Origin of the sequence: Rhizobium acaciae (assembly GCF_025941625.1) — a bacterium.
In the GTDB taxonomy this organism is placed as follows: Bacteria; Pseudomonadota; Alphaproteobacteria; order Rhizobiales; family Rhizobiaceae; genus Rhizobium; species Rhizobium acaciae.
Map to the genome: position 1 here is coordinate 17,601 of NZ_JAPCZO010000017.1, position 23,083 is coordinate 40,683.

Sequence of the window (23,083 nt, forward strand, 5' to 3'; positions counted from 1 at the left end):
GAGCCGCCCCCGCATCGTCACTCCGCAGCCTCGAGCTTGCCGGCGATGCGGCGCGATTGCCGCGCCTGCTCGTCATATTCGAGTTGCCATTCGCTCGGCCCATTGGAGGGCGAGATCTGCACCGCCGTCACCTTGTATTCCGGGCAGTTCGTCGCCCAGTCGGAGAAATCGGTGGTGATGACGTTCGCCTGCGTCGTGGGATGATGGAAGGTCGTATAGACGACACCCGGCGCGACGCGATCGGTGATCAGCGCCCTGAGCGTCGTGTCGCCGGAGCGGCTGCCGAGCTTCACCCAGTCGCCGTCGCGAACGCCGCGCTGCTCGGCATCGTGCGGATGGATTTCCAGCCGGTCTTCCGCATGCCAGACGACATTCTCGGTTCGCCGTGTCTGCGCCCCGACATTGTACTGGCTGAGGATGCGGCCGGTTGTCAGCAGCAGCGGGAAGCGCGGACCGGTGCGCTCGTCGGTCGCCACATATTCGGTGCGGATGAACTTGCCTTTGCCGCGCACGAAGCCATTGACATGCATGATCGGCGAGCCGAGCGGGTTCTTCTCGTTGCAGGGCCACTGCACCGAGCCCATTTTTTCGAGATAGTCGTAGGAGACCATCGCGAAACTCGGCGTCGTCGCGGCGATCTCGTCCATGATCTCCGACGGATGGCTGTAATTCCAGTCGAGCCCCATCGCCTGGGCAAGCTTCTGCGTCACTTCCCAGTCGCCATAACCGTTGCGCGGCGACATCACCTTGCGCACGCGGTTGATGCGGCGCTCGGCATTGGTGAAGGTGCCGTCCTTCTCGAGGAAGGTCGAGCCCGGCAGGAAGACATGGGCGTAATTGGCGGTCTCGTTGAGGAACAGATCATGCACGACGACGCATTCCATCGCCGCAAGCCCGGCCGCGACATGTTTGGTATCGGGATCGGACTGCAGGATGTCTTCGCCCTGGATGTAGATGCCTTTGAATGAGCCGTCGACTGCCGCATCCAGCATGTTCGGAATACGCAGGCCCGGCTCGTTGTTGAGCTTCACGCCCCAGAGCTTTTCGAAGATATCGCGCGTCGCATCGTCGGAAATGTGCCGGTAGCCCGGCAGTTCGTGCGGGAACGAGCCCATGTCGCAGGAGCCCTGCACATTGTTCTGGCCGCGCAGCGGGTTCACGCCGACGCCGGGACGGCCGATATTGCCGGTCGCCATCGCCAGATTGGCGATCGCGATGACCGTGGTCGAGCCCTGGCTGTGTTCGGTGACGCCGAGGCCGTAGTAGATCGCGCCATTGCCGCCCTTGGCATAGAGCCTTGCCGCGCCGCGCAGATCCGCCGCCGGCACGCCGGTGAAAATCTCGGTCTCTTCGGGACTGTGCTGCGGTTCGGCGACGAAGGCCGCCCAGTCCTCGAACTCCGACCAGTCGCAGCGCTCGCGGATGAACGCCTCGTCAAAGAGCCCTTCGGTGACGATCACATGCGCCAGCGCCGTCATGACCGCGACATTGGTGCCGGGCTTCAGCGGCAGGTGATAGGAGGCCTCGATATGCGGCGAGCGGACAATATCGGTGCGGCGCGGGTCGATGACGATGAGCTTGGCGCCCTGGCGCAGCCGCTTCTTCAGCCGCGAGCCGAACACCGGATGCCCGTCGGTCGGATTGGCGCCGATGACGATGACGACGTCGGAATGCTCGACGCTGTCGAAATCCTGCGTGCCCGCCGACGTGCCGAAGGTCTGGCCGAGACCGTAACCGGTCGGCGAATGGCAGACGCGGGCGCAGGTATCGACATTGTTGTTGCCGAAGCCGGCGCGGATCAGCTTCTGCACCAGATAAGTTTCCTCATTGGTGCAGCGCGACGAGGTGATGCCGCCGATCGCCTCGCGGCCGTATTGATACTGGATGCGGCGGAATTCCGTCGCCACATGTGCGAAGGCCTCGTCCCAGCTCACTTCTCGCCAGGGATCGCTGACCTTTTCGCGGATCATCGGATTAAGGATGCGGTCCTTATGGGTGGAATAGCCATAGGCGAAGCGGCCCTTGACGCAGGAATGGCCGCGATTGGCCTGACCGTCCTTCCACGGCACCATGCGCACCAGTTCCTCGCCGCGCATCTCCGCCTTGAAGGAACAGCCTACGCCGCAATAGGCGCAGGTCGTCACGGCCGAGTGTTCCGGCTGGCCGATCTGGATCACCGATTTCTCCGTCAGCGTCGCCGTCGGGCAGGCCTGGACGCAGGCGCCGCAGGAGACGCATTCTGAATCGATGAAATGCTCGTGCATGCCGGGCGAAACGCGCGAGCCGAAGCCGCGCCCCTCGATCGTCAGCGCGAAGGTTCCTTGTACTTCTTCGCAGGCGCGCACGCAGCGCGAACAGACGATGCACTTGGAGGGATCATAGGTGAAATAGGGATTGGATTCGTCCTTCGGCATCCATTTCAGATTGATGTCGCCATTGCTGCGCGCCTTGACGTGGTTGTCTCCCTCATAGCCGTAGCGCACGTCGCGCAGGCCGACGGCGCCTGCCATGTCCTGCAACTCGCAATCGCCGTTGGCCGCGCAGGTGAGACAGTCGAGCGGATGGTCGGAAATATAGAGTTCCATCACGCCGCGGCGGATATCCTTCAACCGCCCCGTCTGCGTGTGCACCACCATGTTTGCCGCCACCGGCGTCGTGCAGGAGGAGGGCGTGCCGTTGCGGCCCTCGATCTCGACGAGGCAGAGCCGGCAGGAGCCGAAAGCATCGACCATATCGGTGGCACAGAGCTTCGGCACCTTGATACCGGCCTCCATCGAGGCGCGCATGATCGAGGTGCCCTCCGGCACGCTGATCTGCTGTCCGTCGATGGTGAGCGTCACCATGGCCTCGGATTTCGAAGCGGGGGTGCCGTAGTCGATTTCATGGATGAGAGACATGGTTTGCTCCTCCGATAGATTTCCTTGTCGGCCGCCTCAAGGCGTGCCCCTCATCCGCCTGCCGGCACCTTCTCCCCGCTTGCGGGGAGAAGGGAATACGCCGCAACCTCTCCGTCCCCCGCCACGTCTCGCATGGCACGTCCCCTCTCCCCGCAAGCGGGGAGAGGGTTAGGGTGAGGGGCAAAGTTAGAGAAAAACGCGTCATTCCGCCGCCTCCACCAGAGGTGCCGGCGAAAAATCCTCCGGGAAATGCGTCATGGCGCTCATCACAGGATAGGGCGTGAACCCACCCAGCGCACAGAGCGAGCCGAACTTCATCGTGTTGCAGAGATCGGCAAGCAGCGCCCGGTTCTTCTCCGGCTCGATACCGTGCGCGATCTTGTCGGCCGTCTCCACGCCGCGCGTCGAGCCGATGCGGCAGGGCGTGCACTTGCCGCAGCTTTCGACGGCGCAGAATTCCATGGCGAAACGCGCCTGCTTCAGCATATCGGCCGTGTCGTCGAAGACGACGATGCCGGCATGGCCGATCAGCCCGTCCTTGGCGGCGAAGGATTCGTAGTCGAACGGCGTGTCGAACAGCGCTCGCGGGAAATAGGCGCCGAGCGGTCCGCCGACCTGCACGGCCTTGACCGGCCGTCCCGTCGCCGTCCCCCCACCGATCCTGTCGACGATATCTCCGAGCGAAAGACCGAAGGCCGTCTCAAAGAGGCCGCCATATCTGACATTGCCGGCGATCTGCAGCGGGATAGTGCCGCGCGAACGGCCCATGCCGAAATCGCGGTAGAAGGCCGCACCCTTTTCCATGATGACGGGCACCGAAGCCAGCGAGATCACATTGTTGATGACGGTCGGACAGTTAAACAACCCCTTATGCGCCGGCAGCGGCGGCTTGGCACGCACGATGCCGCGCTTGCCTTCCAGACTATTCAGCAGCGCCGTCTCCTCGCCGCAGACATAGGCGCCGGCGCCGGTGCGCACCTCGATATCGAAGGCGCGGCCGGATCCGAGCACCGATGGTCCGAGAATGCCGGCCTGGCGCGCGATGCCGACGGCCTCGGTCATGACAGCGATCGCATGCGGATATTCCGAACGCGTATAAATGAAACCCTTGGTCGCCCCGGTGGCGAGCCCTGATATCGCCATGCCCTCGATCAGCACGAAGGGATCGCCCTCCATGATCATCCGGTCGGCAAAGGTGCCGCTGTCGCCCTCATCGGCATTGCAGACGATATATTTGCGTTCGCCGGCGGCATCGAGAACGGTCTTCCACTTGATGCCGGTCGGAAAGCCGGCGCCGCCGCGTCCGCGCAAGCCGGAATCGGTGATTTCCTTGACGATATCGACTGGTGTCATCGAAACGGCGCGGCGAAGGCCGGCAAGACCGCCATGCGCCTCGTAATCGCCAAGCGAAAGCGGATCGGTGACGCCGCAGCGGGCGAAGGTCAGGCGGGTCTGTTCCTTGAGGAACGGGAGGTCTTCAACCTCCCCGAGACAGAGCCGATGCTCGCCTCCGTCAATCATCCCGGCATCGAACAGATCAGGCACATCCTTCGCCTTCACCGACCCGTAGCCGATGCGCTTGCCGGCAACCGCGACCTCGACCAGCGGCTCCAGCCAGAACATTCCGCGCGAGCCGTTGCGCACGATCTCGGCATCGAAGCCGCGGGCGGCGATCTCCTGGGCAATCGCCTTTGCCACCTTTTCGGCCCCGAGCGCCAGCGCTGCGGCATCGCGCGGAACATATATCCTGACCGTCATCGGCGTGCCTCCGCGACGAGTTCCACCACCGTCTGATCGTCGATCCGGCCATAGACCTCGCCGTCGAGCATCGCCGCCGGCGCACAGGCGCAGAGCCCGAGACAGTAGACCGGCTCCAGCGTCACGCCGCCATCGAGCGTCGTCTGATGAAAATCGATGCCGAGCAGCGCCTTGACACGTTCGGCCAGCGCATCGCCGCCCATCGACTGACAGGCTTCGGCGCGACAGAGCTTCAGCAGATGCCGGCCGGCGGGATGGTCGCGATAATCGTGATAGAAAGTCACCACGCCATGCACCTCGGCGCGCGAGAGGTTCAATTCCTCCGCGATAACAGGCATGGCTTCCTGCGGCACATAGCCGAATTCCTGCTGAACCTCGTGCAGAATGGGAAGCAGCGGTCCTTCGAGAAAGCGAAGATCGGCGACGATGGCTCGGGTGCGTGCTGCAATATCGCCTTCGGCGATATGAATGATCATAAGGCAGCCCTCCCAGCGGCTTGCTCGTTACAAAATAGCGGGCCTCCCCCAGCCGAGTGCTATTCCGCAACCACCATCTCAGGGAAGCAGCCGGCGATCAATAAAGCTATCTCGTTGCTTGATAGGTTTTTTCTATCAAAGTTCTTCATCTTGCACGAGCACTCTCGCTTCATGCAGCAAGGCCGAGACAAGCGGCGTGAAGGGCTCGCGATAAGGCGCAACAAGGCCGACCAGATGATGCGCCTCCGGCTCGACGATCGGGATCATGCGGATTTCCACTGGAAACCCGAAGGATTTGGCGACGTTGCGCGGCATGATGCTCGCCCAGCGTCCAGTCCTGACATGCGAGAACAGCACGATCATCGAGTTGGATTCGAGCGTCGGATGCGCGGTGGCGCCTGCTTCCGTCAAGTGCCGGTTGATGATGCGGCGGTTCTGCATGTCGGCAGTCAATAGACAAAGCCGAAGATCACCGATCTCCCGCCAGGTCACGTTGTCGCGATCAGATAGCGGGCTGCCGGCAGCCGTGATCAGATTATAGCGCTCGGCATAAAGGGGAACGGTCGTGACGCGGCCGAGCGGCTCGTTTTCGAGATAGGTGATGCCGGCATCGATTTCGAGGTTTTCGAGCATGCTCAGCACCTGCAGCGAATTGCGCGAGACGATCGAGAAGGTCACGCCGGGATGCCGCTCCTGAAATGGCGTGGTGATGCGCGACAGCATGGCAAGCGCGGTCGGAATGGCGGCGAGGCGGATGTGGCCGGAAAGACCGCGGCGCGCGGCGCGCATCTCCTCGCGCATGGTGCGGGCATCGCCGACGATGCGTCGGGCCCATTCGAGCACGCGCTGCCCCTCAGGCGTCAGCCCCTGGAACCGCGAACCGCGCTGCACCAGCATGACGCCAAGCTGATCCTCGAGCTGCCGGATGGCAGCCGAAAGCGTTGGCTGCGAGATCCCGCACTCCTCCGCGGCGCGGCCAAAATGCTTTTCATTGGCAAGGGCGATGAAGAATTCCAGCTTGTCGATCATCCGGTCTCCCGATCCGGCATGACATCATCCGGGCCAGTTCATCTTTGACGCAGCAGCCGTGCTCCGCAAGGGCGATCTCTAGATCAGGATGATTTTAGGCCCGATCGGCCCAAAATCTGAATCCTGATCTAAATCAAAGAAATAGAGCATGATGTCGTCCGAAAACCGCGCACACTTTTCGGCATCATGCTCTAGCTGTTTTCTGCAGCCGGGAAAAGATCGAACAGCGATTCGAGGAAGGCAAGCACGCTGACATTGCCGATGCTGTAATAGACCAGCCTGCCCTGGCGGCGCGTATGGACCAGGCCTTCTAGCCTTAACCGCGCCAGCTGCTGCGAGACCATTGCCTGCTGGATGCCGAGGATATTTTCGATCTCACCCACCGTGCGCTCCTCGTTCGCCAATATGCAGAGGATCAGAAGTCGGGTCGGGTGCGCTAGCGCTTTCAGCAGATCGCTCGCTTCATCGGCTTTTCCAGCGAGTTTGTGCAATTCCTGGCCGGACATCCCCGGCTCGGGTTTGGGCAACGGCATTCGGTATCTCGGAAGGGAGGCAATGAGTAGATCAGCACAATAGCATATTCGCACAAGCGAATTGGTCAAAAGTGATGAAATGTCAAAAAAGGTCCAAACAAATCAGCAGATAAGCTGACCTCCATTGATCTCGATCACCTGTCCGGTGATGTAGCCCGAGAGCGAGGGAGCCGCCAGAAATAGGTAGGCGGGAGCACAATCCTCCGCCGTGCCGAGCCGCTGCAGGGGGATGGATTTTCTCGTCTGCTCCAGCTTTTCGCGCGAGGAATAGCGCTCATGGAAATCCGTCTCGATCGTTCCCGGCGATACGCAATTGACGCGGATTCCGTCCGGTGCAAGCTCGCGGGCAAGCGCCTTGGAATAGGTCGCAACAAAGGCTTTCGAGGCCGAATAGATCGAGGAACCGGGGCTGCCGCCGGTCAGCGCCGAAATCGAAACGGTGTTGACGATGGCAGCGCCACCAGCCGCCTTCAATGCCGGCAGCAGCGCCCGCGTCAGCGCCACCACCGATGTCTGGTTGAGCCGTACGACCGCTTCATATTCTGCGTCGGTGAGCGTGGCAGCGGGAAAACGACCGAGCATGGTGCCGGCATTGTTGACCAGCACATCGACCTTATCGAAGAAGGCGAGAACATCCTCGGCAAATTGCGCTGCCCCACCGACTGCAGAGAAATCGGCATTAAGCAGCAGCGCCCGTCTTTCGGATTCAGCCGTCAGCAGGAAATCCGGCAGGGCGCGTCCCGGCTTGCGCCCGGTATGGACGATCACCTTCGCGCCGCAGTCCAGGAACTGCCGGGCCACTTCAAGGCCGATGCCGCGGCCGGCGCCGGTCACCACGACATTGCGATTTTCGAACAGTCTGGGATGGAACACGAAGCCGTCCTCCTCGCGGACAGTGCCGCCGGTTGTGTCATTCGCCCTTAACATATGAGCGCGCCGACTGAAAGAAAGGCGCGCATCGATCTTTCCTGGGGAGGACCGGGGTTAGTTTTCGTTCTCCAGAAGCCGCGCGCCCGGCCCTTCCTTGCCGAGCCGGTCGCAGGGATTGCGCAACGGACAGCTTTCGATCGACAGGCAGCCGCAGCCGATGCAGCCGGTCAGACGGTCGCGCAGCAGGCTAAGCCGCCTGATTCGCGCGTCGAGATCATCCTTCCACAGCGCCGACAGCGTCTGCCAGTCGGCGACGGTCGGCGTGCGTCCTTGCGGCAGGGACTCGAACGCCGCCTGGATTTCCGAAAGCGGAATGCCGACACGCTGCGCCACCTTGATGATGCCGAGCCGGCGAAGCACATCGCGCCCATAGCGCCGCTGATTGCCGCGGGAGCGGATGCTCGAGATCAGCCCCTTGGTCTCGTAAAAATGCAGCGCCGAGACGGCCAGGCCGCTGCGCTCCGCCACTTCGCCGACCGTCAGGAGCTTGCCGAGCGGCGCTGCCGGAATTGTATCCATCGCCTCTTGACCTCAATATTAGTCGAGGTTCTATAACCCTTGCTCCTGCAATCGTAAAGTCCAATCGCAACAAGGAGCGACGCATGAAAACACCCACCAGGCTGGCTGTCATCTACGGGAGCACGAGAGAGGGCCGCATCTGCGACCGGGTGGTCAAATGGCTGACGCAGGAACTCCTCCGCTTCCCGCAATTCGATATCGACATCATCGACCCACTGGATTTCGCACTGCCGACCAACCGTGACATAGCGCATCCTGAAATCGACAGGCTCGCCGGACGGCTTGGCATGGCCGACGCCTTCATCATCGTCACGCCGGAATACAATCACAGCTTCACCGCCTCGTTGAAGTCGATCATCGATTTCTTCTTCGAGCCCTGGCAGGGCAAGCCGGTCGCCTTCGTTTCCTATGGCGGCATATCCGGCGGCCTGCGCGCCGTCGAACAGCTGCGGCTGGTCTTTGCCGAACTCCACGCCGTCACCATCCGCGATTCGGTCAGCTTTGCCGCACCTTGGAACCGCTTCGATACGCAGGGAAGGCTCGACAATCCCGCCGATGCAATGCGTTTGCTCGATCGGATGATGGCGAGGCTGGAATGGTGGACACGGGCGCTCGTCACCGCCCGCAGCGATCGTCCCTATGCCGACATAGAGCGCCGCGCGTCTTTTCAGGAGCGCTAAGGACGCTCTATCACTTTGAATCTGCGTATGATCCTTTCCGAAAATCGATGCCGATTTTCGGGGTTATGCGCTAGCCGCCTGAGGCAGGAAGCTCCGGTTCCGTTCCCGGCAGGTACGGAACCATTGGGAACACCCGGGCAGATCCTCCGCCCGGGTGTTTTCCGCCACATCCGGTTCATTCCGACCGCACGGACGGGTTCGCAATTTTGCGGTTGCGGGGAGAAAACCGCGGTGATAGTTTCCGAGCAAATAACAGGGGAGCTCTGTATTGCCGGGGCTGAGATGTGAGGCGCAAGCCTCTGGACCCTTCAAAGCTGATCTGGGTAATGCCAGCGGAGCGAGGTTCAGATGTTCTCAGGCGCACAAGTGTCACTCTATCCGATGTCCGACAATTTCGTCGGCATCATTCTCGACGCCGTCACGGCGCTGGATCCCTATCGCGACCGGTTGCGCATCGAGGTCGATGACATCTCCACTCTGCTGGTCGGCCCGCCTGACATTCTCTTCGCCGCCATGCACGATCTTTTCGTCGCCGCCGCAAAAACCGGCGAGCATTGCGTATTATCCGCTGCCGTTTCACGCGGCTGCCCCGGCGAGCCCGACGACGCCATCTGCGGCGTCAACCCCTCCCTCGGCCAGGCGGAGCCGCTTGCCGAGCGTATAACAGCCGCACTTGCCGCCGTTGAAACCACCGCCGAAAGCGGACAGCCGACCGCTGCGCAATTCTCGCTCTACGTCATGGGAACCGGTACCCATATGGACGAGATCTATGGCTGCATCGACTTCCTGAAGCGCTCCGGCACCTTCGACCGCGCCAAGAATTTCTGCACCAGGCTCTCTGGCGACGCCGGCGCGGTCTTCGCCACCATTCGCGAGGCCTTCTTTCGCTTCGGCGACCCCGAGGGACATGTGACCCTCGACATCACGGTTTCCGCGAATAGCCCGACGAAAGCCTGAATCGAACGCTGATGACACCGCCATCACCATCGGAATCGCGCCTTGCCGCGCTCCGCACCGCTCTCTGCCGGGGCATACCCGCCCTGCTCGCCGGTTGCGCCTTCTTGGCGGCATGGGAACTCTATGCCGATCTTTCGGGCATAAAACCTTCTATCCTGCCGGCGCCTTCGCGCATCGTCGTCCAGGGCTGGCTGAACCGCGAGGCGCTGATATCAAATACCTGGCCGACGCTCGGCGCGACACTCGGTGGTTTCGCCCTGTCGCTTGCCTTCGCCTTCGCCGCCTCGATCCTCATGGATTTCGTGCCTTTCATGCGCCGGGCATTGCTGCCGATCTTCATCGCCAGCCAGACCCTGCCGCTGGTGGCGATCGCTCCCCTCGTCGTCCTCTGGTTCGGCTTCGGCCTGTTGCCGAAGATCCTGCTGGTGGCGCTCGTCACCTTCTTCCCGCTGCTCGTCGCCCTGCTGCAGGGCTATGAATCGACCGACCGCGACATTGCCGAGTTGCTGAATTCGATGAAAGCGAGCCGCTGGCGCATTTTCCGCCTGGCACGGCTTCCCTCCTCGCTGCCCTATTTCTTCGCCGGCCTGCGGATCTCGATCACCTATGCTGTCGTCGGCGCGATCTTCGCCGAATATGCCGGTGCCGCCCGCGGCCTCGGCATCTATATCCTCAACGCCAAGAACAATTTCCGTCCCGATCTCGTGCTCGCCGCCGTCGTCGTCAGCGCCGTGCTGACACTCTGCCTCTTCGGGCTGACGCTGATGATCCAGCGCCTCATCATGCCCTGGCAACAATCCGGGGAGCAGCGCCGATGAGCGATGCAATGGTTGAACTGCGCAACATCTCGAAGTCCTTCGACGGCATGAAGGTACTGGACGATATTTCACTCGCTGTCGCAAGCGGCGAGTTCGTTTCGATCGTCGGCCCATCCGGCTCCGGAAAATCGACAGTACTGAGGTTGCTGACACAGGCGCTTCGGCCCGATTCCGGCACCATGCTTTTCAAGGGCGCGCCGCTGGAACAGGCGCCGCATTCCTTCGCTTTCATGCCGCAGCGCGATGCGCTGATGCCCTGGCGCCGGATCATCGACAATGCCGCACTCGGCCTGGAGGTGCGCGGCATGAGCCGCCGCGCGGCCCGCGCCGCCGTCGCGCCGCTGTTCGAGCGCTTCGGCCTCGCAGGCTTCGAGCATCACTATCCCTCCGAACTGTCAGGCGGCATGCGCCAGCGCGCCGCGCTGCTGCGCACCGTCGTCCAGACCCAGGACATGTTGCTGCTCGACGAGCCTTTCGGCGCCCTGGATGCGCTGACGCGCACGCAGATCCAGGAATGGCTGCAGGGCATGTGGACCGAACACCGTTGGACGGCGCTGCTGATCACCCATGATGTTCGCGAGGCCGTGTTCCTTTCCGACCGGATCTACATGCTCTCGGCCCGTCCGGCGCGTATTATCCGCGAATTCCGCGTTCCCCTGCCCCGTCCGAGAAGCATTGCCGATCTAGGCTCGCCGGCGGCCCAGGCGATCGAAACCGAAATCCTGCAAACCCTGCTTCATCCGCTAGAACAGGATGATTTTAGGCCGGTCGGCCTAAAATCTGAATCCTGTTCTAATTTAAAGAGTTAGAGCGTGACGCCGAAAACCGCTCACACTTTTCGGCATCATGCTCTAGAGACCAGAGGAGGTCACCATGCTGCTTCTCACCCGTCGCCAGACGATCTTCGCCGCAATCGCGGCAAGCCTCGCCGGCCGCTCCGCCTTCGCCCAATCGGCGCCCGCAAAGGTTCGCATCGCGCTCGACTGGACGCCCAACACCAACCATATCGGCATCTATGTCGCCAAGGCGAAGGGCTTCTATGCCGATGCCGGGCTCGATGTCGAGATTCTTCCCTTCACCGACACCAGCGCCGGAACGCTGGTGTCGAACGGCGTTGCCGATTTCGGCATCAGCAGCGAGATCGAGACCCTCACGCAGCGCGCTGGCGGCGGTGACGTGAAGATGGTCTACGGCGTCGTCCAGACGGAAACCGCACGCCTGATCTTCAAGGGCGGACGCGATGACATCAAGAGCCCGAAAGACCTGGACGGCAAGACCTATGGCGGCTTTGGCGGCACCTGGGAGAGCGCGCTGATCTCCGCGATGATCCGCAATGATGGCGGCAAAGGCGACGTCAAGACCGTCACCCTCGGCACCTCCGCATACGAGGCGCTGGACAATGGCTCGATCGATTTCACGCTGGAGATCTACACCTGGGAAGGTATCGCCGCCGAACTGGAAAACCGGAAGATCGGCCGCTTCCACTATTCCGATTATGGCATTCCCGATGAGCAGACGACGGTCATCGTCTCCAGCGACGCTTATCTCTCCGCAAGTCGGGAACACGCCCGCGCCTTCATCCAGGCGACACGAAAGGGTTATGCCTACTCAGTCGACCATCCCGACGAAGCCTGCGACTTGCTGATCTCTGGAAGCAACGGCGCACTGATGAATACGGAACTGGTAAAGGCTTCTCAGAAGGCATTGATCGAGGGGCACTTCCTGAAATCCGAGGCCGGTGTGATCGGTAAGCTCGACCCGGCAAAGGCCGAGGCCCTCGGCAGCTTCCTGATGGAGAATGGCATTCTGGTCGATGCCAATGGCGCCGCACTCAAGGAGAAGCCGGACTTTTCCACCTATTATACCAACGAACTTCTCGACTGAGCCCAACGCCTGCCTTGCCCGTCGCGGCTTTCCGCTGCAAAATCCTAGATACGGCTTCAGATCATAGGCCGGATCGACTTAAAGGTCCGAATCCGTATCTAAATCAAAGAAGTAGAGCATGATGTCGTCCGAAAACCGCTCACACTTTTCGGCATCATGCTTTGGGCAAGGTGGGGAGGCAAGATGCGACAACAGGAGAGACTGGCCGGAGCGGACTTTCTGCGCGCGACGGCCTGTCTGCTGGTGCTCGCCCACCACTTCGCGCTGCGGCTGGATATGCGCAGAATCCCTGATGAACTCGGCCCGACCGCAAACATCCTCCGCTTCGGCAATTTCGGCGTCGCCATCTTCTTCGTGCTCAGCGGCTTTCTTCTTGCCCATCCCTTCTGGCGCGCGCTCGACGCGGGCGGCGACAGGCCGAGCCTGCGGCACTACACGATCCGCAGGATGGCGCGCATCGCTCCGGGCTTCTGGTTCGCCGCCACCATCGGCTTCGCCCTCAGCCTGACGCTGCTTGCCCTGCCGCTGACGCCTGAGCTTGTGCTCCGCTACGTCTCCGGGCTGCTGTTCATGAGCCAGTGGCATTGGCGCACCTTGTTTCCTGTCGAAGCCGACGGGCCGCTCTGGTCCATTCCCTTCGAGGTCACCAGCTATGTGCTCCTGCCGGTCTGCTTTCTCCTGCTGTTTCGTTTACCATTCCTCAGGCAGCGCCCATTGCTTGCCCGTTTCGCTTGGCTTTGCGTCATCACGGGCGTACTCCTCGCCCATGTGCTGATCCTGACCCTGTTTCCGCTCGACGACATCGAACGCGGCTGGCAGTACGGCCTGCAGGGCGGGGCGAAAGAATGGATGCCGAGATATAACCCGATCGGCTTCTTCGCCGTCTTCGCGCTCGGCGCGCTTGCCGCCGGCGTCGAGGTGATGCTGCCAAAAAGACGCTCCTCCTTTTTCGATGCCGCAGCGCTGCTGGCCCTCGCCATTGCCGGCTACCGCCTCGTCATATCGCCCGGCGGTTCCGCCGAAGCTTACGGCTGGCTCGAAATCCCCTACGGTTTTCCGGTCTTTCCGCTGGCGGTCGCAACGGCGCTCGTTTCGCTCAGCCATTCGCAACGCCTGGGCAGGCTGCTCGACAACGCCCCTGTCCGCTATATCGCAAAGATCTCCTTCGGCATCTATATTTGGCAGGAGATCATCCTGATATTGATCCAGAGGCTCGATCCGGGTTCGTTCGGCGTTTCCTCGGAAAATGTCGTCACCGGCTGGCTGCAGTCTTGCGGATTGGCGGCAGCGCTCATCATTCTGGTCGCAACCCTCAGCTACGCGCTGCTGGAAAAGCCGGCGATCCATTTCGGAAACCGGCTGACATCTCGTCAACCCAATCGGGCTACTCCTTTCAAAGTATAAATTTCCCGTAAGCGCAACTACAGGCGTTAAGATTAACGCGGAATACTCCCATTTTTGGCATCTTTAGGGTTATCAAATTCTTATTTATACCGATGACAAACGATACGTGACCATGTATTTGTCTCCATGTTGTTCAGTACCGCATCTAAACTTGTGGACCTTGCGTAATGAATGCTTTTACTTCGAAGACGAATCCACGCTTCGATCCGTCTCAGCGTCAGGACAAAACCAAGACCCTGGTTATAGCGAACTCCAACATTCGCCAGCCGGATAGCTTTTCCCTTATCGAAAGAAAGATGGCTGTGCGGCTGGGCGTGAAGCGGTTGATCGACATCGTCGCCTCTGTCAGCGCCCTCATCGTGCTGGCGCCGCTTTTTCTGGCAATCGCTCTTTTCATCAAACTCGACGATGGCGGTCCGGTGTTTTTCCGCCAGATCCGCTGGGGGCTGAACGGCCGGAAGATCACGGTCTTCAAGTTCCGGTCGATGCGCGCGGAAGCTTGCGATCCGAGCGGCATTCAACAGACCGTCAAGGGCGACAGCCGGGTGACAGGCGTCGGCGCGCTGCTCCGCAAGACCAATATCGACGAGCTGCCGCAGCTTTTCAACGTTCTCAGGGGCGAGATGTCGTTGGTCGGCCCGCGCTGCCACGCCATCAATATGCGGGCAGCCGGCCGGCTCTACGAGGAATTGGTGCCGGACTACCACCACCGCCACATCATGCGCCCCGGCATCACCGGCCTTGCGCAGACGCGCGGCTGGCGCGGCCCGACGGCACGATCGCTGGAAGCCCGCGCTCGCATCGCCTGCGATATCTATTATGTCAGGAATTTCAGCCTGCTGCTCGACCTGAAGATCCTGTTCAAGACGGTCGTCATCGAGCTGCGCGGCGGCACCGGCTTCTGAGACGATCCGGCATCACTGCCAGAGGTAGGCGACCCCTGCAGTGTCACGCGTCTTTTCAGACGCGCAAAGGTCGCATTAGCCCTTTGAATTGCTGCGGCCGCGTCTTAATTTCAACTCGGCCGATAGCGCTGTTTTCCGTACATCGACAGATAAAGGCAGAAACAAAAAAGCGGCCATCCCGGCCGCTTTTCATGGACCTTACCGATGGCAATCAATCCTGTTCAACGACGCCGCGCAGGTGCGTCATTTCCATGATGAAGTGCTCGAGCTTCGACTTGTGCTCGTGCAATTCGGCATGTTCGAGTTCCTGGCGGGCAGCCTCGATGCGGCGTGTCAGCTCGTCCTTCTGGAGTTCCTCGACCGGAACCGCGGATTCGGCAAGCAATGTACAGCCGGTCGGCAGGATATCGGCAAAACCGCCGAACACGACGTAATCTTGCTTCTTGCCGGAGGCCGAACGCACGCTCACGACGCCCGGCTTGATCGTCGTCATCGTCGGTGCATGGTTTGCCATGACCGTCATCTCGCCTTCAGTCGCAGGGATGACGACCTCGGTCACCATCTCCGACAGCAGCAGACGCTCCGGCGAAACGAGCTCAAAGTTGAAATTGTCAGCCATCAGTGACTTACCTTCTCGGCTATGGCTTTCGCATCTTGCAATTTAGTCCCGCAAAACGGGCAGTGCATTATCGCTTGGTCGAGATAACCGAGGCCTTCCTCGCTCTGGACCAGACCCACCACCATCATCAGCACGCCATTATCGGCGCGATAGACGGTTGGCGCTGCTGGTTCCGGAAGATCCGCCACGACCCCTTTCAAGGAGTCGCAGCAGAATATCTCGTCTAGCGCATCGCTCATTAAGCAGCTGCGAGCTTCTTGGCCTTTTCGACCGCTTCTTCCATCGAGCCGACCATGTAGAAGGCAGCTTCCGGCAGATGATCGTATTCGCCGTTGACGAGGCCCTTGAAGCCCTTGATCGTGTCTTCCAGAGCAACCAGTTTGCCCGGCGAACCTGTGAAGACTTCGGCGACGAAGAACGGCTGCGACAGGAAACGCTCGATCTTGCGGGCGCGGGCGACAGCAATCTTGTCGTCTTCGGACAGTTCGTCCATGCCAAGGATGGCGATGATGTCCTGCAGGGCCTTGTAGCGCTGCAGCGTCGACTGGACCTTACGGGCGACGTCGTAATGTTCTTCGCCGACGACCATCGGGTCGAGCATGCGCGACGTGGAGTCGAGCGGATCGACCGCCGGGTAGATGCCCTTTTCAGCGATGGAGCGCGACAGAACCGTCGTTGCGTCAAGGTGAGCAAACGAGGTCGCCGGCGCCGGGTCGGTCAAGTCGTCGGCCGGAACGTAGATGGCCTGGACCGAGGTGATCGAGCCTGTTGTTGTCGTGGTGATGCGCTCCTGCATCTGGCCCATGTCGGTTGCGAGCGTCGGCTGGTAACCGACGGCCGACGGGATGCGGCCGAGCAGAGCCGACACTTCGGAGCCTGCCTGCGTGAAGCGGAAGATGTTGTCGACGAAGAACAGAACGTCCTGGCCCTGGTCGCGGAAGTGCTCGGCGACCGTCAGGCCGGTCAGGGCGACGCGGGCGCGGGCGCCCGGCGGTTCGTTCATCTGACCGTAAACAAGTGCCGCCTTCGAGCCTTCGCCGCCGCCATGCTTGTTGACGTTCGATTCGATCATTTCGTGGTAGAGGTCGTTACCTTCGCGGGTACGTTCACCGACGCCTGCGAAAACCGAGTAACCACCATGCGCCTTGGCGACGTTGTTGATCAGTTCCATGATCAGAACGGTCTTGCCGACGCCGGCGCCGCCGAAGAGGCCGATCTTGCCGCCGCGTGCATAGGGAGCCAGAAGATCGACGACCTTGATGCCGGTGACGAGGATCTGCGATTCCGTCGACTGCTCGACATAGGATGGTGCATCCTGGTGGATGGCGCGCTTGTGAGCGGTGACCAGCGGACCGGCTTCGTCGACCGGCTCACCGATGACGTTCATGATGCGGCCGAGCGTCTCGTTACCGACCGGAACCATGATCGGAGCGCCGGTATCGGCGACTTCCTGGCCGCGAACGAGACCTTCGCTCGAGTCCATCGCGATGGTACGGACGACGTTCTCGCCAAGGTGCTGCGCAACTTCGAGAACCAGGCGGTTGCCGTTGTTGCTGGTTTCCAGCGCGTTCAGGATCTTCGGCAGTTCGCCTTCGAAAGCAACGTCGACGACGGCGCCGATAACCTGGGTGACTCTGCCGACAGAGCCGATCTTGGGGGTAGCTGCCTCAGCCATTTTCTGACCCTCTTTTCCTAGCCTCAGAGCGCTTCCGCGCCCGAAATGATTTCAATGAGTTCCTTGGTGATCTGCGCCTGACGCTGGCGGTTGTAGCTCAGCGTCAGCTTGTTGATCATCTCACCGGCATTACGCGTCGCATTGTCCATAGCGCTCATCTTGGCGCCCATCTCGCCTGCGACGTTCTCAAGGAGCGCGCGGAAGATCTGGACGGAGATGTTGCGCGGGATCAGATCTTCGAGGATCGATGCCGGATCCGGCTCGTATTCGTAGACGGCGCCTGCATGTTCGGCATCTTCGGCCTGCACAGCTTCCGCCGAAGCCGGGATGAGCCGCTGCGCCGTCGGAATCTGGCTGATCACCGACTTGAACTCGGAATAAAACAACGTGCAGACGTCGAACTCACCGGCAGCATACATCTCGATGATGCGCTTGCCGATCTGATCCGCATTCTCGAAACCAACGCGCTTGACGTCGCGCAATTCCTTGCGCTCGATGATCAGCGACGCGAATTCGCGGCGAAGGATATCGTAACCCTTCTTGCCGACGGTGAAGATCTTCACCGTCTTGCCTTCGGCAACCAGCTTGCGGACATGTTCGCGTGCAAAGCGTGCGATCTGCGAGTTGAAACCGCCGCAAAGACCACGTTCGGCCGTGCAGACCACCAGCAGATGGACCTGGTCCTGGCCGGTGCCGGTCATCAGCGTCGGTGCACCGTCGGCATCGGTGACGGCCTTGGCGATATTCGCCAGAACCGCACCCATGCGCTGCGAATAAGGCCGGGCGGCCTCGGCCGCCTCCTGCGCACGCCGAAGCTTCGCCGCGGCGACCATTTTCATCGCCTTGGTGATCTTCTGCGTCGCCTTGACGGAGGCGATCCGGTTTTTCAGATCCTTAAGTGAAGGCATCCGTGATCCGTCCTAACTTAGGGCCCGATTACGAGAAAGACTTTACGAAGCTATCGAGAGCAGCGGTGAGCTTGCCCCTGGTATCATCGCTGATTGCCTTTTCCGTGCGGATCGCGTCGAGGATGGCAGAGCCTTCCGAACGCAGGTACGAGAGGAAGCCCTGCTCGAACTTGCCGACCGAAGCGACCGGCAGCTTGTCGAGATAGCCGTTGACGCCAGCAAAGATCACAGCGACCTGCTCTTCCGTCTTCAGCGGCGAGAACTGCGGCTGCTTCAGGAGTTCGGTCAAGCGTGCGCCGCGGTTCAAGAGGCGCTGCGTCGCAGCGTCGAGGTCCGAACCGAACTGGGCGAAGGCGGCCATTTCGCGGTACTGGGCGAGTTCGCCCTTGATCGAGCCGGCAACCTGCTTCATCGCCTTGATCTGCGCCGCCGAACCGACGCGGGAAACCGACAGACCGACATTCACGGCCGGGCGGATACCCTGATAGAACAGGTCGGTTTCAAGGAAGATCTGGCCATCGGTGATCGAGATCACGTTGGTCGGAATGAAGGCCGAAACGTCGTTGCCCTGCGTTTCGATGACCGGCAGAGCCGTCAGCGAACCGGCGCCCATGTCGTCGTTCATCTTCGCAGCACGCTCAAGCAGGCGCGAGTGCAGGTAGAAAACGTCACCCGGATAGGCTTCGCGACCCGGCGGGCGACGCAGCAGCAGCGACATCTGGCGGTAGGAAACGGCCTGCTTGGACAGGTCGTCGTAACCGATCAGCGCATGCATGCCGTTGTCGCGGAAGTATTCGCCCATGGCGCAGCCAGCAAACGGGGCCAGGTACTGCATCGGTGCCGGATCGGAAGCGGTGGCGGCGACGATGATCGAATATTTCAGCGCGCCGCGCTCTTCGAGCACCTTGACGAACTGCGCGACGGTCGAACGCTTCTGGCCGATGGCGACGTAGACGCAGTAAAGCTTTTCGCCTTCCGGACCGTTGTCGTGAATAGCCTTCTGGTTGAGGAAGGCATCGAGAAGAATCGCGGTCTTGCCGGTCTGGCGGTCGCCGATGACCAGCTCGCGCTGGCCGCGGCCGACCGGGATCAGCGCGTCGATGGCCTTGAGGCCGGTCGACATCGGCTCATGAACCGATTTGCGCGGAATGATGCCGGGAGCCTTGATGTCGACGCGCGAACGGCGCGTCGCGTTGATCGGGCCCTTGCCGTCGATCGGATTGCCGAGCGCGTCTACGACGCGGCCGAGCAGTTCCGGACCAACCGGAACGTCAACGATGGCGCCGGTCCGCTTGACGGTGTCGCCTTCCTTGATGTCGCGGTCGGAGCCGAAGATGACGACGCCGACATTGTCGGATTCGAGGTTCAGCGCCATGCCGCGGATGCCGCCTGGGAACTCGACCATTTCACCGGCCTGGACATTGTCCAGACCGTAGACACGAGCGATACCGTCACCGACGGAGAGAACCTGGCCGACTTCCGAGACTTCTGCCTCTTTGCCGAAATTTTTAATCTGGTCTTTGAGAATTGCGGAAATTTCCGCGGCGCGGATATCCATCAGCCAACCTCTTTCAATGCGAGCTTAAGGGTAGAGAGTTTGGTACGAAGAGACGTATCAATCTGACGGGACCCGACCTTCACGATCAGACCACCAAGAATTGACGGATCAACCGTGACGGCAATCGTCACGTCTTTGCCGGTAACGCTCTTGAGTGCCACCTTCAATTCGGTTTCCTGCGCTTGCGAAAGCGCATGCGCCGAGGTGACCTCGGCGGAGATTTCACCGCGATGGTTCGCGGCGATGATGCGGAAGGCCTTGATCATGCCCGGCAGGGCGAACAGGCGACGGTTGCGCGCCACGACCTTCAAAAAATTGGCGAAGAAACCGCTGATGCCGGCCTTCTCGCTGATGGCGACGATCGCCTTCAGCTGGTCTTCAGCGGAAAAAACCGGGCTTGCGACGAAACGCTTCAGATCGGCGCTCTCATCCAGCATAGCCTGGAAATGGTCAAGATCGGCGGTGACGCTATCGACGGCGCCCTGCTCGAGCGCCAGTTCGAAAAGCGACGAGGCATAGCGTTCTGCAACACCAGAAGTAAGCTGGGACGTGTCTGCCACTGGCACAAATTTCCCTGATTTCAACCCAAAATCCGGCTCTCGGCGGGCGCCGAACCTATGATCTTGAATTCGTTTTGATTTCCCCCAGAAATCACAAGAGAAGCCTCTTGCTTCTTCCGAAATTCGGGGTCCGTCTAACATAGGATGTTCGGACTCGCAACACGCGTAATGCCCGAATACGCCTTTCCCATGAATTTCTGTCTGCAAAATCGCGCAATGGCCCGAAAGCAGGCCGAAGAAGCCGTCTGTCGGCAGAAAGAGTCACGTCTGGGTGAAGCCGAAAACGTAGAGCAGCGGTAGCGCGGCCAAAGCGATCTGCACAACCAGGAGTAAATAGTTGACGAGATTACTCCCCTTATCGGACAGGATCGAGATGACGCGGGCAAAGGCAGCCATCGCGAAGGAGGCGCCGAGCGCCATATAGATCCAGTCCTGGGCGAGCATGATCGCCGACAGCCCGAAGCCGAGATAGAAACCGCCCATCGAGCGCCCCTCGCCGAAGCCTTCCGGCCGCCCCTCCTGCGCCTGCAGACCGAGAAGACGGAAAGTTTGGCCCGGCGCGAACATCATGATGAAGCCGGCGAGCGCCGTGAAAGCGGCGGAGCAAAAGGCAAGCTGCTCGCCAAACTCGGTCGGAAAGTAAAACTCCATGCGTCAGCCCCAAATCACCGGATGAATCAGTGTTTTATGGCATGGGCCGAAAAAGGAGGGAATGGCGGCGTCATTTGATTTAGAGAAAACTCTGCGGATCGATATCCAGCTGCACCTGCACCGATCCGCGCTCTTTGGGCGATTGCGACAGCATCGCCCGCAGGAACCCCTGCATGTCAGAGTTCCGCCGGCCGTGCACCAAGAGCCGGAAGCGGTGGCGACCGCGCACCAGCGCGAGCGGCGCTTCGGCCGGGCCGAGCACCGAGATACCCGACACCTGTGGTGCGGCGTTGCGCATGCCGCGCGCATGGTTTTCGGCGTCGTGGCGGGTTTCAGCCGAAACGATGATCGACGCCAGCCTGCCGAAGGGCGGCAACAGGGCGCGTTCGCGTTCGGTGATCTCGCGCTCGTAGAAGGCGTCGGAATCGCCGGAGACAATTGCCTGCATGACAGGATGCTGCGGCTGATAGGTCTGTAGCAACCCATGGCTCTTGAGGCCGGTGCGGCCGGCCCGGCCCGTCACCTGCGACAAGAGCTGGAAGGTGCGCTCGGCCGCGCGCGGGTCGCCATTGGCAAGGCCGAGATCGGCATCGACGATGCCGACCAGCGTCATCAGCGGAAAATTGTGCCCCTTGGCGACAAGCTGGGTGCCGATGACGATATCGGCCTCGCCCTTGGCGATCGCTTCCAGTTCCAGCCGCAGCCGCTTCACCCCGCCCATGATATCCGAGGAGAGAACGATCGTCCGCGCCTCTGGAAAATGCCGTTCCACCTCCTCGGCGATGCGCTCGACGCCTGGCCCGCAGGCGACGAGATGGTCGAGTGTGCCGCATTCCGGGCATGCCTCCGGCGTGCGCTCGGCATGGCCGCATTGATGGCATTGCAGCTGCTTGCGGAAGCGATGCTCCACCAGCCAGCTCGAACATTGCGGGCATTGGAACCGATGGCCGCAGACCCGGCAGAGCGTCAGCGGCGCATAACCGCGCCGGTTGAGAAAGAGCAGTGCCTGTTCGCGCTTTTCCACCGTCTTGCCGATCGCCCGGATCAGCACTGGCGACAGGAAGCCGCCCCGCTCCGGCGCGTGCCTGCGCATATCGACCAGATGCAGGTCCGGCATCGCTGCATCGCCGAAACGCGTCGGCAGGTGGACGGTGCTGTAGCGCCCGCTCTGCCCGTTGACCTGGCTTTCGACCGACGGTGTCGCCGACACCAGAATGACGGGGAAATCGCCGATGCGGCCGCGCACGACGGCCATATCGCGAGCATTGTAAAAGACGCGATCCTCCTGCTTGTAGGCGGGATCGTGTTCCTCGTCGACGATGATCAGGCCGAGATCCTCGAAGGGCAGGAAGAGCGCCGAGCGGGCGCCAGCCACCACCCGCACTTCGCCGGTCACCGCCTGGCGCCAGACCTTTTCGCGCATGCGCGGCGCAAGATCGGAATGCCATTCGGCGGGCTTTGCCCCGAAGCGGTCCTGAAAGCGCTCCATGAAACTGGCCGTCAGCGCGATCTCCGGCAGCAGGATCAGCACCTGCTTGCCGCGTTTCAGCGTCTCGGCAATCGCCTCGAAATAGACCTCGGTCTTGCCGGAGCCGGTTACCCCGTCGATCAGCGACACCGAAAATTCGCCCTTGCGGACGTCGGAAACGATCTCTTCGGCCGCCTGCTTCTGCGGCCCTTCGAGACGTGCGGCGGCAAAATCCGGATCCGGCATCGCCACGACCGGCGGCGGCGGCAGGAATACAGTCTCGAAGATGCCGAGCGTGATCAGCCCGTCGACGACACTCGTCGAGACACCCGCCGCATGCGCAAGGCCGCTGCGTGTCCAGGAAAAGCCGTCGGAGGCCATATCGAGCACCCGGGCACGCGCCGGCGTCATCCGCTCCGGTTCACCGCCGACGAACTTCAACCCTTCCACCATCGGTTCCGGTTCGAAGGCATTCGGCGCCCGCAGGGCCATGCGCGCGACGAGGCCGGGCGGCGAGAGCGTATAGGTTGCCACCCAATCGATGAAATCCCGCATCTCCCTGGAAAGCGGCGGGCAGTCGAAGACATGGCTGATCGGCCGAAGCTTCTTTGGATCGACGCCGTCTTCGCCGCCGTCCCAGACGACGCCGATCACCTGCCGCGGGCCGAGCGGCACCTGCACGACCGAGCCGGGCTCGACCGCCATGCCATCCGGCACCGAATAGGAATAGGGTTTCGGCGCCGGCATCGGCACCAGCACGGGAACCGTTCGGTTCGCGGGCGGTGCCTCGAAAAGCGCGCCAAAGAGATCGGACGAATCTGTGCTCATCGCGCGAGACCATGCCCGCAAATCGA

22 protein-coding genes and 1 riboswitch are annotated in these 23,083 nt (G+C 61.4%); of the genes, 7 read left to right on the top strand and 15 right to left on the bottom strand.

Annotated elements, in window-relative coordinates:
- Positions 1-17: 17 nt before the first annotated feature.
- The 7 genes from fdhF to soxR all read right to left on the bottom strand — a co-directional run bounded on the left by fdhF (position 18) and on the right by soxR (position 8,142).
- Positions 18-2,897: a formate dehydrogenase subunit alpha gene (gene fdhF, locus OLZ32_RS25125; RefSeq protein ID WP_017989634.1), complete on the bottom strand. Its 2,880-nt coding sequence runs from the start codon at positions 2,895-2,897 to the stop codon at positions 18-20.
- Positions 2,898-3,098: 201 nt separating this feature from the next.
- Entirely contained in the window at positions 3,099-4,655 is a 1,557-nt protein-coding gene (locus OLZ32_RS25130) for a formate dehydrogenase beta subunit (protein ID WP_264423343.1), read from the bottom strand.
- Positions 4,652-5,131, bottom strand: coding sequence for a formate dehydrogenase subunit gamma (locus OLZ32_RS25135; RefSeq protein WP_264423345.1), 480 nt, complete (start codon positions 5,129-5,131; stop codon positions 4,652-4,654). The genes OLZ32_RS25130 and OLZ32_RS25135 overlap by 4 nt, the downstream gene beginning before the upstream one ends.
- A gap of 135 nt (positions 5,132-5,266) precedes the next feature.
- On the bottom strand, positions 5,267-6,160 hold the full coding sequence (locus tag OLZ32_RS25140; RefSeq protein ID WP_003543441.1) for a LysR family transcriptional regulator: 894 nt from the start codon (positions 6,158-6,160) through the stop codon (positions 5,267-5,269).
- 191 nt (positions 6,161-6,351) lie between these two features.
- Positions 6,352-6,693, bottom strand: coding sequence for an ArsR/SmtB family transcription factor (locus OLZ32_RS25145; protein ID WP_003543442.1), 342 nt, complete (start codon positions 6,691-6,693; stop codon positions 6,352-6,354).
- Between the two features lie 102 nt (positions 6,694-6,795).
- Complete coding sequence (locus OLZ32_RS25150) at positions 6,796-7,620, bottom strand: SDR family NAD(P)-dependent oxidoreductase (RefSeq protein ID WP_264423347.1); 825 nt, start codon at positions 7,618-7,620, stop codon at positions 6,796-6,798.
- A 57-nt stretch (positions 7,621-7,677) separates the two neighbouring features.
- A complete protein-coding gene (gene soxR, locus OLZ32_RS25155; RefSeq protein ID WP_264396307.1) occupies positions 7,678-8,142 on the bottom strand; it encodes a redox-sensitive transcriptional activator SoxR in 465 nt (154 codons plus the stop codon).
- Between the two features lie 83 nt (positions 8,143-8,225).
- Here soxR and OLZ32_RS25160 point away from each other — a divergent pair, with 83 nt between their 5' ends.
- From OLZ32_RS25160 to OLZ32_RS25190, 7 genes are all read left to right on the top strand, one after another.
- Positions 8,226-8,822 carry an NADPH-dependent FMN reductase gene (locus tag OLZ32_RS25160; protein WP_264396308.1) on the top strand — a complete coding sequence of 199 codons (597 nt, stop codon included), beginning with the start codon at positions 8,226-8,228 and terminating at the stop codon, positions 8,820-8,822.
- 244 nt (positions 8,823-9,066) lie between these two features.
- A riboswitch (TPP riboswitch) is annotated at positions 9,067-9,180 on the top strand.
- Positions 9,171-9,779: a Ykof family thiamine-binding protein gene (locus OLZ32_RS25165; protein WP_264423349.1), complete on the top strand. Its 609-nt coding sequence runs from the start codon at positions 9,171-9,173 to the stop codon at positions 9,777-9,779. (Overlaps the previous riboswitch by 10 nt.)
- Positions 9,780-9,790: 11 nt before the next feature.
- Positions 9,791-10,597, top strand: a complete 807-nt coding sequence (locus OLZ32_RS25170; protein ID WP_264423351.1) for an ABC transporter permease — start codon at positions 9,791-9,793, stop codon at positions 10,595-10,597.
- Positions 10,594-11,406 carry an ABC transporter ATP-binding protein gene (locus OLZ32_RS25175; RefSeq protein WP_264423353.1) on the top strand — a complete coding sequence of 271 codons (813 nt, stop codon included), beginning with the start codon at positions 10,594-10,596 and terminating at the stop codon, positions 11,404-11,406. Before OLZ32_RS25170 ends, OLZ32_RS25175 begins: the two co-directional genes overlap by 4 nt.
- A gap of 64 nt (positions 11,407-11,470) precedes the next feature.
- Positions 11,471-12,481 carry an ABC transporter substrate-binding protein gene (locus OLZ32_RS25180; protein ID WP_222393516.1) on the top strand — a complete coding sequence of 337 codons (1,011 nt, stop codon included), beginning with the start codon at positions 11,471-11,473 and terminating at the stop codon, positions 12,479-12,481.
- Positions 12,482-12,664: 183 nt separating this feature from the next.
- Positions 12,665-13,885, top strand: coding sequence for an acyltransferase family protein (locus OLZ32_RS25185; protein WP_264423357.1), 1,221 nt, complete (start codon positions 12,665-12,667; stop codon positions 13,883-13,885).
- A 167-nt stretch (positions 13,886-14,052) separates the two neighbouring features.
- On the top strand, positions 14,053-14,790 hold the full coding sequence (locus OLZ32_RS25190) for a sugar transferase (protein ID WP_003543458.1): 738 nt from the start codon (positions 14,053-14,055) through the stop codon (positions 14,788-14,790).
- A 211-nt stretch (positions 14,791-15,001) separates the two neighbouring features.
- Here OLZ32_RS25190 and OLZ32_RS25195 read toward each other — a convergent pair whose 3' ends face one another.
- The 8 genes from OLZ32_RS25195 to OLZ32_RS25230 form a co-directional block, all read right to left on the bottom strand.
- On the bottom strand, positions 15,002-15,409 hold the full coding sequence (locus OLZ32_RS25195; RefSeq protein WP_003543460.1) for a F0F1 ATP synthase subunit epsilon: 408 nt from the start codon (positions 15,407-15,409) through the stop codon (positions 15,002-15,004).
- Entirely contained in the window at positions 15,409-15,648 is a 240-nt protein-coding gene (locus OLZ32_RS25200) for a hypothetical protein (RefSeq protein WP_003543462.1), read from the bottom strand. Before OLZ32_RS25200 ends, OLZ32_RS25195 begins: the two co-directional genes overlap by 1 nt.
- Positions 15,648-17,084, bottom strand: coding sequence for a F0F1 ATP synthase subunit beta (gene atpD / locus OLZ32_RS25205; RefSeq protein WP_003543464.1), 1,437 nt, complete (start codon positions 17,082-17,084; stop codon positions 15,648-15,650). Before atpD ends, OLZ32_RS25200 begins: the two co-directional genes overlap by 1 nt.
- Positions 17,085-17,107: 23 nt before the next feature.
- Positions 17,108-17,992 (bottom strand): F0F1 ATP synthase subunit gamma, encoded by an 885-nt coding sequence (locus OLZ32_RS25210; protein WP_003543466.1) that lies wholly within the window; start codon positions 17,990-17,992, stop codon positions 17,108-17,110.
- 28 nt (positions 17,993-18,020) lie between these two features.
- Positions 18,021-19,550, bottom strand: coding sequence for a F0F1 ATP synthase subunit alpha (atpA, locus tag OLZ32_RS25215; RefSeq protein WP_264423360.1), 1,530 nt, complete (start codon positions 19,548-19,550; stop codon positions 18,021-18,023).
- On the bottom strand, positions 19,550-20,116 hold the full coding sequence (locus OLZ32_RS25220) for a F0F1 ATP synthase subunit delta (protein WP_012759251.1): 567 nt from the start codon (positions 20,114-20,116) through the stop codon (positions 19,550-19,552). The genes atpA and OLZ32_RS25220 overlap by 1 nt, the downstream gene beginning before the upstream one ends.
- A 255-nt stretch (positions 20,117-20,371) precedes the next feature.
- Entirely contained in the window at positions 20,372-20,761 is a 390-nt protein-coding gene (locus OLZ32_RS25225; RefSeq protein ID WP_003543471.1) for an AGROH133_08824 family phage infection protein, read from the bottom strand.
- Between the two features lie 79 nt (positions 20,762-20,840).
- Positions 20,841-23,057, bottom strand: a complete 2,217-nt coding sequence (locus OLZ32_RS25230; RefSeq protein WP_264423362.1) for a primosomal protein N' — start codon at positions 23,055-23,057, stop codon at positions 20,841-20,843.
- Between the last annotated feature and the right edge of the window lie 26 nt (positions 23,058-23,083).